Below are 14355 nucleotides of genomic sequence, written 5' to 3' on the forward strand. Positions count from 1 at the left end.
GATGAACGAAGAGCTCCCCCCAGCAGAAGCGATCGCGGTGATCGGCATGTCCGGGCGTTTTCCCGGTGCGGGGAATCCGGATGAATTCTGGCAGAACCTGATCGCGGGCAAGGATAGCATCACCCGCTTCGAGAGCCGCGTGGAGAGCGATGGCAGCAAGTATGTGGGGGCCCGTAGCATGTTCGACAAGCCGGACATGTTCGATGCTTCTTTCTTCGGGATCTACCCGAAGGAGGCCGAGCTGATGGACCCGCAGCACCGGGTATTCCTGGAGTGCGCGTGGGAAGCGATTGAGCATGGCGGCTACGATCCGCATGCCTATGCGGGCATGATCGGCGTTTACGCAGGTCTGAGCTTGAACTCCTATCTCTTGCACAATCTGGGCAAGGCCAAGGAGCTGGCGAAGAACTACCAGGTGGCCGAGTACCAGACGATGCTCGGCAATGACAAGGACTTCCTGCCGGTGCGGGTGAGCTACAAGCTCAACTTGCGCGGCCCGAGCATGACGATCCAGACGGCGTGCTCGACCTCGCTGGTGGCGATCTGCCAGGCGGCCACCTCATTGCTGACGTATCAGTGCGACATGGCACTGGCGGGCGGGGTTTCGATCAGCTTCCCGCAGCAGCGTGAGTATCTCTATACCGAGGAAGGCATGGTGTCGGGCGACGGCACGGTGCGGGCTTTTGATCAAGGTGCAAATGGCACTGTCTTCGGGCACGGCTGCGGCGTGGTCCTGCTGAAGCGCTTGAGTGAAGCGGTGGCGGACCGCGATCCGATCCTGGCGGTGATCAAGGGCTGGGCGGTGAACAACGATGGCTCGGACAAGATTGGCTTTGCCGCGCCGGGATTGAACGCACAAGCGGAGGTGATTGCCTTGGCGCAGGCATCCGCGGGGGTGAGCCCGCAGCAGGTTTCCTATATTGAGGCGCATGGCACAGGGACACCGCTCGGCGATCCGATTGAGATCGCGGCTCTGACAAAGGCGTTCCGCGATGGTGGTGCGGTTGGAAATGGGTATTGCGCGATCGGGACGGGCAAGACTCACATCGGGCATCTGGATGTGGCGGCGGGGGTGACTGGTCTTATTAAGACGATCCAGCAGTTCCGGTTTGGGAAGATCCCGGCTTTGCTGCACTTCACCGCGCCAAATCCGCGGATTGATTTTGCGAATAGCCCCCTGGCTCCGGTGGCGGAGATGAAGGAGTGGTTGAAGAATGGTACGCCGCGGATTGCGGGCGTCAGCGCCTTCGGTGTGGGTGGAACGAATGCGCATGTAGTGATGGAGGAGGCGCCGGAGGTGACGGCGACGAGTGGAGGGAGGAAGCAAGAGTTGTTTGTTTTGTCCGCCAAGACGGCCACGGCGCTTGAGGCGATGTCCGCGAACCTTGCGGCTCATATGGAGTGCGGTGGCATGACACCGCTTTCGCTCCGGGTTGGTGATGCTGCGGTGGGCGGAACCGGATCGGCGGAGAGTGAGTCTTCCCCAAGCCAAAGCGGTGTCGTGCCACCGCACTCCACAGGGCTTTCCGATGTGTCGTATACGCTGGCGATGGGCCGACGTGCCTTTCCCTTCCGCCGCCATGTGGTGGCAGGGAGTGTGGAAGAGGCGGTTGCGAAGCTGCGGGAGGGCGCGAAGTCGAGCGCTGCGCCGAAGGCGGCGAAGGTTGCGTTTCTGTTTCCCGGTCAGGGTTCGCAGTATTTGAACATGGGCCGTGAGTTGCTTGCGGAGCCAGCCTTCCGCGAGGCGGTGGATATATGCGCCTCGCTGCTGCAAGGGCATCTGGGATTGGATATCCGGGAGACGCTTTATCCTTCGGAAGCCACGCGCGATGAGGCGGAACAGCGAATTCACCAGACTTGGCTGACGCAGCCGTGCATCTTCGTGGTGGAGTATGCGCTTGCAAAGCTGTGGATGTCCTGGGGCGTTCAGCCTTGTCTTCTGATCGGACATAGCGTCGGCGAGTATGTCGCGGCGGTGCTGGCTGGGACTTTCTCTTTGCCGGATGCGCTGGGTCTGCTGGCGGTGCGTGCACGCCTGATGCAGGGGCTGCCTTCAGGAGCGATGCTGGCGGTGCGGCAGGGCGTGGATGAACTGGCGCTGCCGGAAGGAATTTACTTGGCGGCAATCAATTCGCCGAAGCTTTGCACGGTGTCCGGCTCGCATGAGGCAATCGCGGCCTATCAAGCTGAGCTGGAGGAGAAGAAGATTGTCAGCCGCCTGCTGAAGACTTCACACGCCTTCCACTCGGCGATGATGGAGCCGATGGTGGCGCCCTTCACGGCAGAGGCCGCGAAGGTGAGGACGAATGCGCCGACGATTCCCTGGATCTCGACTTGCACGGGCAAGGCGATGAATGCGACGACGCTGGCCGACGCCTCCTATTGGGCGCGGCAGCTGCGGCATGAGGTGCGCTTCACTGATGCGCTGGCAACCGCCTATGCGGAGCAAGGCCTGGTCTTGCTGGAAGTCGGGCCAGGGCAGGCGCTCGGGCCATTTGCACGGCAGCATCCGGACAAGGGTGGCGCCACGGTGATCTCCACCCTGCCTGCTTCTAACACCGCGAACGACCTGGCGGATCTGCTGAATGCCGCCGGCGAACTCTGGAAGGCTGGCACGACGCTGGACTGGACCGCCTTCTTCGCCGGACAGGAGCGCGCACGCGTGCACCTGCCGACTTACCCCTTCGAGCGCCAGAGCTTCTGGATCGACAAATCCGTTGAAGTCGAAGCTCCGGTGGCCGCGCCTGCGGGTGTTGCCGTTCCGTCCCCCCTTTCCGTTTCTGCTCTTCCCCCAAGCCCCCCTGTCATGTCTGCCCCCGCTGACCGCCGTCCTGATCTTGCCGCAAAGCTGCGCGCGATTGTCCTCGATCTCTCCGGCGTGGCCGTGGAGGACGATGCCGCGACCTTCACTGAACTTAGCTTCGATTCGCTTTTCCTGACTCAAGCCGCGCAGGCGATCCAATCGCGATTCGGCGTGAAGATCACCTTCCGGCAGATGTTGGGCGAGCTTTCGTCGGTGGCGGCCATTGCGGTGCACCTCGACAAGGAGATGCCTGCGGAGGTGGTGAGTGCGCCAGTTGCAGTGGCGGCTCGGGTGGTGGCTGCGCCTACGACAGCCGCCTTACTTCCGCCCGCAGCGAACGGTGGCACGACCATCGAGCAACTGATGGCGAATCAGATTCAACTGATGCAGGCACTGTTGGAATCCCAGCGGGGCGCGACACCGGCTGCGGTTGCTCCGGCTGCCAGCGGCAATCTTCCCGCGGTGAAGTGGCCCGTGGGCCACACGCGCAATGCCGTCACCAACACCCGCTTTGGCCCCTTCAAGCCGATCGACAAGGGCGAGAACGGTGGATTGACCGAGACGCAGGACAAGGCCCTGAGCGAGCTGATCAGCCGCTACGTCCGCAAGACTGCTTCCTCGAAGGCTTATACTGCAGAACACCGCGAGCACTATGCGGACCCGCGCGCGGTCGCGGGCTTCAAATCGCTGTGGAAGGAGATGGTCTATCCGATCGTTTCCGCGCGTTCGAAGGGCGCGAAGATCTGGGACCTCGACGGCAATGAGTATGTCGATATCACGATGGGCTTCGGCACCTACTTCTTCGGCCACTCGCCGGATTGGTTGATCGAGGCAGTCGAGAAGCAGCTCAAGACCGGCATCGAAATCGGGCCGCAGTCGCCGATCGCGGGCAAGCTCGCCAAGGCGATCTGCGAGCTGACGAACATGGATCGCGCGACCTTTTGCAACACCGGCTCCGAAGCGGTGATGGCGGCGATGCGGCTCTCCCGGACGATCACGGGACGGACGCGGATCGCGTATTTCACCGGCGACTACCACGGCATGTTCGAGGAAGTGCTGGTGCGCGGTGCCTGGGTGGATGGCGTTTACAAGGCTCAGCCGATCGCGCCGGGCATCCCGCAATCGCTGGTGGAGAACATGCTGGTGCTGGACTACGCGGATCCGGCCTCGCTGGAGATCCTGCGGGCGCATGCGCATGAGCTGGCGGCAGTGATGGTCGAGCCGGTGCAGAGCCGCGCGCCGGGCCTGCAGCCGCGCGAGTTCATGCAGGAGGTCCGCGCGATCACGAAGGCCGCAGGCACTGCCCTAATCTTTGATGAAGTGGTGACCGGCTTCCGCTGTCATCCGGGCGGTGCGCAGGCATACTTCGGCGTTGATGCGGACTTGGCGACCTATGGCAAGGTCATCGGCGGCGGCATGCCGATCGGCGTCCTGGCCGGCAAGCGCGAGTACATGGATGCGCTTGATGGCGGGGCCTGGAACTACGGTGATGATAGTTTCCCGGAGGTCGGCGTGACCTTCTTCGCGGGCACTTTTGTCAGGCATCCGCTGGCACTGGCCGCGGCTTGGCGCGTGGTGGAGCACCTGAAGGGTGAAGGCCCACGTTTGCAGATCGAGGTGACGGAGCGGGTGGATCGCCTGTGCCGCACCTTGAATGACTATCTCGCAGCGATCGGGGTTCCGATCCGCCTGCCGAACTTCAGTGCCTACGCGGTGATCGAACACGCGCCGGAGCTGAAGCATGCGAGTCTGCTGTGGTACTTCCTGCGCGAGCGCGGGGTGCACGTGTGGGAGGGCCGTCCGCTCTACTTCACGACGGCTCACACGGATGAAGATTTCGACCGGATTATACGCGGCTTCACCGAAGCGGTGGCCGACATGCAGGCAGCAGGCTTCTTGCCCGGCTCCAGTGCGGTGGTGGAAGCGCCGACGGTATTCCCGCGGCGTGACGTCTCGCTGACGACCGAGGCGCAGCGTGAGATTTTCCACTCGCTGATGATGGGAGATGACGCGAACTGCTCCTACAACGAGTCGAACGTGATCCGCTTCGAGGGTGAGCTGGATGCGGGTGCGCTGCGCACTGCGCTGGCGGACATCGTGACACGCCACCCGGCGCTGCGCAGCTCCTTCAGCGAGGATGGGCAGCAGCAAATTTTCCACGCCGCACCGCGCGAGGCGGCGGTGACGGCGCATGATTTCTCCGCGCTGACGGCTGATGTCCGCGAGATGAACTGGGCGCAGACCAAGGAGGATGAGGCCCGCACGCCCTTCGACTTGGTGCAGGGGCCGCTGCTTCGCCTGCAACTCGCGAAGCTGACCGCGGATCGCCACGAGCTGCTCTTCACCGCACATCACCTGGTGTGCGACGGCTGGTCCTTCGGGATGATCCTGATGGAGCTGGCGCAGGCCTACAATGCACGCAAGGCGAGCCGACTGCCGATGCTTCCGCCAGCGATGTCCTTTGCGGATTACGCGCGACTCGAGCTTTCCAACAAGGATTCCGAGGAGCGTGGCGCCGCAGAAAATTTCTGGGTGGCCAAGTTCTCGAATGGTGCCCCGGTGCTGGAGCTGCCGACTGACCGGGCTCGCCCGCAACTGAAGACCTATGCCGGTGCGATGGAAGCGATCACGCTGGATGCGGAGGGCTACGCACGGCTCAAGAAGGCATCCCCGAAGCTGGGCGGAACCTTGTTTGCGACCCTGCTTGGCACCTTCGCCACGCTATTGCATCGGCTTACAGGCCAGGACGATCTGGTGATTGGCGTGCCGGCGGCGGGTCAGACCCGCGTGGGCCGCGATGAGCTGGTGGGGCATTGCCTGAACTTCCTGCCGCTGCGCCTGAATACGGCTGCAGAACGCTCCTTCCGGACCTTCGCCGCAGAGGTGAAGGAACAGGTGCTCGAAGCCTATGATCACCAAGACTACACCTTCGGCAGCCTGCTGAAGAAACTGACCTTGCCGCGCGATACGAGTCGCCTGCCGTTGGTGACGGTGATGTTCAATATCGACAAGTCGGGCAGTGACCAGATCGGCTTCGATGGCCTGGGCTTCGATGTGGCGACGAATCCGAAGCGCCACGTCAACTTCGACCTCTTCTTCAACCTCGTGCAGACCGACGAGCGGATGATCGTGGAGTGCGAGTATAACACCGACCTGCATGATGCCGCGACAATCCGCCGCTGGCTCGGCTGCTTCGAGCAACTGATCGAGAGCGTGACCGCGGATGGCGATACCGCGCTGCAATCGCTGCCGATCCTGGCGGCGACCGAGAGCAAGCAGGTTCTGGTGGAGTGGAATGCGACGCAGCGGGAGTATCCGCGCACGGCTACCCTCCCTTGCTTGATCTCGCATGTCGCGGCGCGGGTGCCGGAGAAGGCGGCCGTGAGCTGTGGCTCGCAGGCCCTGACATACGGCCAGCTGGAGCTCCGGGCGAATGCGATCGCGGCGCGCTTGCAAATCGCAGGCGTAAAGCGCGGCCACCTGGTGGGCATTCACCTCGAACGCTCGACCGAGATGGTCGCGGGCCTGCTGGCGATCCTGAAGTGCGGCGCGGCCTATGTGCCGATGGACCCGAGTTTCCCAGCGGAGCGGCTGGCCTTCATGGTGGAGGATGCGCACATGCCGGTGATCCTGTCGCAGACGTCGCTGCACCGCGAGCTACCGGCCTCGCAGGCGACCGTGTTGCTGGCGGATGAGATTCCGGGCGATGCTTCCGGGTTTACTTCGGTGAAAGTCGATAGCGAGGATACCGCCTATGTGATCTTCACTTCCGGCTCGACCGGTCGACCGAAGGGCGTGCGGATCCCGCACCGTGCGGTGGTGAATTTCCTGAACTCGATGCGCCGTGAGCCGGGCCTGAGGCCGGATGATGTGTTGCTGGCGGTGACAACACTGTCCTTCGACATCGCGGGGCTGGAGATCTTCCTGCCGGTGACGACGGGTGCTGAAGTGGTGATCGCGACACGGGAGATCACGATCGACGGCAACCGCCTTGCTGAGACCATTTCGAGCAAGAATATCACGGTGTTGCAGGCGACGCCAGCGACCTGGCGGCTCTTGCTAGAGGGTGGCTGGAGCGGCAAGCCGGGCTTCAAAGCCCTGGTCGGAGGAGAAGCGGTGCCACGCGATTTGGTGAACCGACTGGCTCCCCTGTGCGGCGAGATCTGGAATGTCTATGGCCCGACCGAGACGACGATTTGGTCGACCACGGCGCAGGTTTTCGCGGGTGAAGGCCCGGTATTGATCGGTCGCCCGATCGACAATACGCAGGTGTATATCGTGAACAATGCGATGCTGCCGCAGCCGGTGGGTATCGCTGGTGAACTATTGATCGGCGGCGATGGCTTGGCGGAAGGTTATCATGACCGCCCGGACCTGACCGCGGACCGCTTCATCACGCTGCAGGGTGTGAGGCTGTATCGCACCGGTGACTTGGCGCGCTGGTTGCCAGATGGCAGCATCGAATGCTTGGGCCGCATGGATCACCAAGTGAAGGTGCGCGGCTTCCGGATCGAGCTGGGGGATATTGAAACTCACCTTGAGCAACACCCGGCGGTGGCGCAGGCAGTGGCGCATGTAAATGACGGCCGCCTCATTGCCTATGTGAAGACCGGTGCCAATGGTGGCAACGGCAGCGACGGCACGGCGATCTGGCGCGACCAGTGGGATCTGCTCTACAAATCCGCGATCGACCAATCGGGCAGCGACAGGCTGGATCGGCTGGATTCGGTGATCGCTGGTTGGGCCGGCGCGACGGATATCGACGCCCAGGTCGGCGAGTGGATCGATGCGACGGCAGCGCGGTTGCGGAAGTATGGTCCGCGCCGTATTTACGAGATCGGTTGTGGCACGGGGCAAATCCTGTCGCGCTTCGCGAGCGAGACCGAGGTCTACTGGGCATCGGACATTTCCGAGGTGGCGATCGAGGCGCTGCGAAAGAATTGGCCGCACCCTCACCTGAAGTTCTTCCACCGTCCGGCGGATGAGTTCACGGATATTCCCGCGCAGTATTTCGATACCGTGGTGATCAACTCGGTGGCGCAGTATTTCCCCGATGCCAACTACCTCGCGAAGGTGCTTCAGGGCGCGGCGAAGTGCCTGAGACCCGGTGGGCGTATTTTCCTGGGCGACATCCAGAGCAATGCGCTGCTGGCGGCCCACCATGCGGAGATTCTACGCGAGCGCTCGCCTGATGGCACCACGTGCCGACAGTTGCGTGAAAAGGTGGCACAGAGATTGGCGCGTGAGACCGAGCTGTCGCTCGATCCTGCGTGGTTCGATCGCGTGGATGTTCCTGGGCTTGCCCATGCGGAGATCCAACTGCGCCGCGGCCGGATGGCGAATGAGACGACGACTTATCACTACGACGTGATTCTCCACATCGGCGAGAAACCGGCGGTGCAACTGGTGACCAAGTGGCGGCAATGGGAGCGACTGAATTTGGAACAGCTTGAAGCGATTTTGGCGGAAGGCCCGGATGAGCTGGCGATCGCGGGCATTCCGGATGTGCGCTTGAATTCACCACTGGGTTTCCTGCGGGCTCTGGAACATTCACCGGAAGATGGGCCACTGCCCTTCGCCCCTGGCGTTCCTGGCAATGCGCTTTCCGCGGAGGCGCTCTTCGCCGTGGCGGAGTCCACCGGCTACCGGGCACATGTCCGCTGGCGGGGCAATGGCACGGCAGGCCTGATCGACGTGATCTTCCTTCCCGCGGGCAGCGGAGCGTTGCCGCTGTGGCCGATCCAATCGACGCCGGCTCCGCTCGCGAATGTGCCGTGGCAAGACGCACCGAGCGCATCGGGCGGCGAGCTGCCCGCACTGCTGCGGCTGCACCTGACGGGCAAACTGCCGGACTATATGGTGCCGACGGCATTCGTGGTGCTGGAGAACTTCCCGCTTACGCCCAATGGCAAGGTAGACCGCAAGGCCCTGCCTGCCCCGGGTGTGGGTGAAGAAGCCTCCGCCCGCGACATTGCCCAACCGAAGAACGAGACCGAGCGCCAGCTCGTCGAGATTTGGAAGCAGGTGCTCGGCTTGAAGGAGATCGGCGCCACGGATGACATCTTCGAGCTCGGTGGCGATTCGATCCTGATCTTCCAGATTAGCACGAGGGCGACCCGTGCCGGACTGAAGCTCACCCCAGCGCAGGTCTTCCGGCACCGCAATATTGCGGCAATCGCCGCGGATCTAACCGCAGCACCGGAGCCGGCTGCGGCCGGAAGCACGATCCAGCGGGTAAACCGCGATGCCTACCGCCGGAAGTCCTAACGCGAATCCGGAATTCCCAAGTTCCACCAATCGTGTTCATCCTCTCCTCCAGCCCGATGAGCCAAGCGCCCCAGACCCAAGACGCGACTGCTGCCCCTGCCGGGGATGGTGAGGAGCTGCTTGCCTTCCCGGCGTCGATCGCGCAGCAGGTTTTCTGGTACCTCGAGCTGCTGCAGCCTGAGGTCACGGCATTCAATATCCCAATGCGGTTCCGTCTGGAAGGGCCGCTCGAGCTTGGCCTGCTAGAGCGGAGCCTGCGAACAATCATCGAGCGCCACGAGGCACTGCGGACGCACTTCGAGGAAGATGAGGGCGAGCTGCTGCAGATCGTGCGGCCAAATGCGAACTTGACGCTGCCGCTGCACGATCTCACGGCGCTCCCGGAGAACGAGCGGCAGGCGGAGGCGGATCTCCTAGGCAGCATCGAGGCGCAGCGGCCCTTCCATCTAGCGACCGGTCCGGCCTTCCGGGCAGAGCTGGTGCGGCTCTCGACCACGGTGCACATTTTGCATGTCACGGTGCATCATGCGCTCTTCGACGGCTCGTCGATGACGGTGCTGACTGAAGAGCTGGCGACGATCTATCAGGCCTATTTCGAGGGCCGCGATTGCCCACTCGATGCGCCGCCGATCCAGTATGGCGACTTCAGCGTGTGGCAGAAGGAGTTCCTGGCCGGGCCGGAGATCGCCAAGCAACTGGCCTATTGGAAGCAGCGTCTGGCCGGGATGACCGAGCTGGACCTGCCAACCGACCGGCCGCGGCCTCCGGTGAAGACTTGGAGCGGTGATCTGATCTCCGCCCTGCTGCCGAAGGAGCTGACCCAGCGGCTGCAAGCGATCGCCTCGCGTCACGGGGCTACGCTCTATCATCTACTGCTCGCGGCGTACAAGACCCTGCTCCACCGCTACAGTGGCAGCACGGACATCGCGATCGGCTCGCCGATCACAGGTCGCACGCGTGCCGAGCTGGAGCCACTGATCGGGGTTTTCATCAACTCGCTGATTCTGCGCAGCGATCTCTCTGGCGACCCTCCTTTCGAGTCGCTGCTCTGCCAAGTGCGGGATACCGCGCTGGAGGCGGTGGAGAACCAGGAATTGCCCTTCGAGTGCCTGGTGAGAGCGGTCAAACCGGAGCGTGATCCGAGCCGCAATCCGCTGTTCCAAGTGAATTTCACGCACCAGCGTTCTTTCGCGAAGGCCGGGCGCTTTGGCGGAGTCGAGCTGATCCCGATCCCCTCGCGCTCACCGGGCGCGATCTTCGACCTGCACTTCTTCATGGTCGAGCGGGCCGAAGGTTGGCGGGTGACCTGCGACTACAGCAGCGATCTCTTCGACCGAGCCACGGCGGAGCGGATGCTCGGCCACTACCGGCAGCTGCTGGAGAACATCGCGGCGGATCCGGCCAAGCCGATCTCGCAGCTGGAAATCCTGACGCCGGCGGAAAAGCAAACGATCCTCGGCGAGTGGGCGGGAAGCACCAGTGAGTATCCACGCGATTCCAATATCGCGGCACTGTTCATCGAAACGGCGAAGGCGAATCCGGAGCGGACCGCACTGGTGTATGGATCGAGGTCCTTCACCTACTGGCAGATGCTGACGGAAGCCTCTGCCATCGCATCCAAACTGGAAGGCGCTGGCCTGCGCGCTGGAGAATTGGTGGCACTCAGCGCCAAGCCATCACCGGAGATGATCACCGGCCTGCTAGGCATCCTGCTGGCTGGCGGTGCCTATGTGCCGCTGGATCCGGACTATCCGGCGGAGCGCTTCACGCTGCTGTTAGAGGAGAGCAGCGCAAAGCTGGCACTCGCGGCGCCCGGCTGCAGTGGAACCTTCGAAGGATGGCACGGCAAGGTGGTCGAGATCCCTCAAGCGGGTCACGCCTCACCCTTCAACGCCACGCCGGAGCCGTTGTTCGGAGCTGAGCATCCGGCCTACCTGCTCTTCACCTCCGGCTCGACTGGCACGCCGAAGGGCGTATTGGTGCCGCATCGTGCGGTGCTGCGCTTGGTGCGCGGTTGCGACTTTATTTCGATCACGCCGGAGGACGTCTTTCTGCAGGCCGCGCCCTTGTCCTTCGATGCGTCCACAGTGGAGATCTGGGGCCCGCTGCTGAATGGCGGCAAGCTGGTGATCCCCTCCGGCGGGACCGGCTTGCAAGAAATCGCGAGCGCCGTGCGGGAGCAGGGCGTGACCACCCTGTGGCTCACCGCGGGCTTGTTCCAAGTGATGATTGAAGAGCACGCGGAGGCCCTGCGCGGCCTACGTTACTTGCTCGCGGGCGGCGACGTCCTCTCTGTGCCACACGTGCGCCGCGCGCTGGAGATGCTGCCCGGCACCACGCTGATCAATGGCTACGGGCCCACCGAGAATACCACCTTCACCGCATGCCACCGGATCTCGCTGGAGGATTGCGAACGGCCATCGATTCCGATTGGCCGCCCGATTGCGAATACCACAGTCTACATCGTCGATGAACAGGGCCGCACACTACCCGCCGGCATCCCTGGGGAACTGCTCACCGGCGGCGACGGCCTCGCGCTGGGCTATCACAACGATCCAGCCCTGACAGCAGAGCGCTTCATTTCGAACCCCTCGCTCTCCGCTCAAAGCTCCAGGCTCTACCGTACCGGAGATCTCTGCCGCTGGCTGGCGGATGGCACGATCGAATTCATCGGCCGGCGCGACCAACAGGTAAAGGTCCGCGGCTTCCGCATCGAACTAGGCGAGATCGAGGCTGCGCTCGCCTCGCATCCCGAGGTCCGCCAATCGAAGGTAGCGGTACGCGGCGCCAGCTCGGAAACGAAGCGGATCCTCGCTTGGGTGATGACCGAGCAGGGCAGCCTGCTGGATGCCAACTCCCTCTCGGCATGGCTGGCCACACGCCTACCTGCCTATCTCCGCCCGGACGGCGTGGCGCTGGTGGAGCAGTTCCCGGTCACCGCAAATGGCAAGATCGACGTCGCCGCGCTGCCGGACCCCGCGCAGGCGGCGGCCAGCGAGAGCAAGCCCTTCTCCCCACCGCAGGGCGAAACCGAACAAAAGCTCGCCGCACTATGGAGCGAACTACTACAAGTTCCGGAAATCGGCCGCGATGATGACTTCTTCGCGCTCGGTGGCCACTCGCTAATGGCGCTGCGCCTATTCTCGCGGCTGAACCGCGAGTTTGGCCAAAGCTTGCCGCTTGCTGCGCTCTTGAATCATCCCACGGTGGCTCGCCTCGCCGCCTTGCTCGCGCCCCAAGACATCGCGGCAACTCCGGCTGCGGCCTCCAAGGGCAAAGGTCACTTGGTCACGCTCTCCCCGGAGGGCAGTGGCACTCCTCTTTTCTGCCTGCATGGCGGTGATGGAGGGGTGCTCTTCTACCGCGATCTGGCGGAGAAGATGCCAAAGTCCTACCCGCTGCACGCGATCGAGTCCCTGAACCTCAGCAATAGCGGGCCCATCCATCCAGGGTCGGTCGAAGAGACCGCAGCGGCTTATGTGCAAATGCTTCTGAAGGTGCAGCCCGGCGGTCCCTATCGCCTCGCGGGCTATTCCTTCGGCGGCGTGGTCGCGCACGAGATGGCCTGTATCCTCCAGGAGCGCGGACATCAGGTAGAATTCGTCGGACTCTTCGACACCCACAATCCGGTCGCTCCCGCCAAGCGTTACACGCTGACCGGCCGCTTCAATGCCTTCTGGCAGCAGCAGCACGACTTGCCCTTGCCCGCGCGTCTCGAGCGCCTGCGCGAACGGATCGCCGAGGGCATCGCGACCAACCGCCGCGTGAAGGCCGAGCTGGCCGAAGCCTTCGGCAGCGGTCCGGCGGAGGCGCACAGCGACCTGCGCCGCGTGCAAGTGCGCGAGGAGAACTGGCGCGCCATGCAGGCCTACAAACCGCGACGCTTCCACGGCAAGCTGACCCTCTTCAAGGCGATAAGCTTGAGCGACAAGGTCCAGTGGCCGGAAGACTACGGTTGGCGCGAGTATGCCGGCGGCGGACTGGAAATCGTGCCAGTGCCCGGAGGCCACCTCACCCTCTTCAATTCCGAGAATGTGTCTGCGCTGGCTGCTGCCCTGGCGGCAAAGTTGGGTTGAAGAGGCGGGTGCCTCACGGCTGGTAGTAACCAAAGCGATAAAACTCACGCGCTCCGAGCTTCAGCCCGAGGCTGGCATGACCGCCGGAATCCAGCACCACCGTGCGCTCCAAGTTCCAGCCGCTGAGCAAAGACGAGCGATAGACCTCGACGATGGCCTTTGGCTGCGGATTGCTCAGAATCAGAGTGCCACTCGCGTCCGGCCGCACCGAGAGTTGCGCGGCGATCGCTGCGGTCATCGCACCCTGCTCGCCGACCGGCAGCGGCGCTGAGATGAAGACATAGGTCGCATAGGCCAGGCCAGACTTCGGCGCTTGGCCGACTCCGAAGACGACTTGGCCACGGTAGAAAGCGATTTGGCCAAATACATGATTGGAATGCGGGACGTCGCTCTTCCACAAGGCCAGCGCCTCGGCGGCGCTTTCGCTGGGCACACCCGCCATGCTCTCCACGGTGTTGTTGTCGGGAGGATAATTCGAAGGCAGCGGATAGCCTTCATTGAGTACCCGCTGATTCGACCAGACACCACTCGGATTGCGGTGGTCGAAGAACTTCCGTGCCTGCGTGTCCTGGGCATGTTTGCGTGCAGCCAGACAAAGACGCGGATCCAGCACGACCTGGACGCGCTGCTGCAGCGCATCATCGCGAATCAGCCGGTAGAGCTCCGCCTCTTTTGCATTTGGTTGGAATACCTGCTGGGCTCCAGATTCCACCACCATGCTGATGATCGACGCCAGGGCAAACGCCAACCCCTTCGACAAATAAACATGTGTTTTCATGGGATTAGGTGAACTACCTAAGATAATTCATATTTCCCAAGTGCAAGGCAGGGGCCCGCACCCCGACAGCTGCATTGCGAGTTGGTAGTCCGTGCGTGGTGCAAAGGATAGCAAATGCGCCACCGCGGTTGGCACCGGCTCTGCGGAACAAGCTCCAAGAACAACCCGAATGAAGTCATGAGCATGGACCCGAAACGCAGCAAAAAACCCAGGAAGGAGTTGGCACCCGACGATCCCAGCCGCGATGAGAATCACGACGAGAGTCGCATAAACCCCTTGGATTTTCCGGAGGATAAAGGTCAGCAAGGAGGCAAAGGCAAGAAGGGCTAGGAAATTGGACCTGCACCTTTGCAGGACTGCCGACGTTTGCAAATTGCAACCGTCGAAGGGGGATTTTGCAGCGTTCGCCCGGGAAACGATCGTTTATCTCC

General features: G+C 62.9%; 3 protein-coding genes. 2 read left to right on the forward strand and 1 reads right to left on the reverse strand.

From position 1 onward, the window contains the following. Position 1 precedes the first annotated feature (1 nt). Entirely contained in the window at positions 2 to 9070 is a 9069-nt protein-coding gene (locus BV071_RS09330) for a hybrid non-ribosomal peptide synthetase/type I polyketide synthase (protein ID WP_052573099.1), read from the forward strand. Positions 9071 to 9102: 32 nt separating this feature from the next. Further along, a complete protein-coding gene (locus BV071_RS09335; RefSeq protein WP_052573100.1) occupies positions 9103 to 13146 on the forward strand; it encodes a non-ribosomal peptide synthetase in 4044 nt (1347 codons plus the stop codon). 13 nt (positions 13147 to 13159) lie between these two features. On the opposite strand, the gene BV071_RS09340 is transcribed toward BV071_RS09335, so the two are convergent. Continuing rightward, positions 13160 to 13924 carry a CAP domain-containing protein gene (locus tag BV071_RS09340; protein ID WP_265594257.1) on the reverse strand — a complete coding sequence of 255 codons (765 nt, stop codon included), beginning with the start codon at positions 13922 to 13924 and terminating at the stop codon, positions 13160 to 13162. Positions 13925 to 14355 lie beyond the last annotated feature (431 nt).

It is taken from the genome of Haloferula sp. BvORR071, from assembly GCF_000739615.1.
Taxonomy (GTDB): Bacteria; Verrucomicrobiota; Verrucomicrobiia; order Verrucomicrobiales; family Akkermansiaceae; genus Haloferula.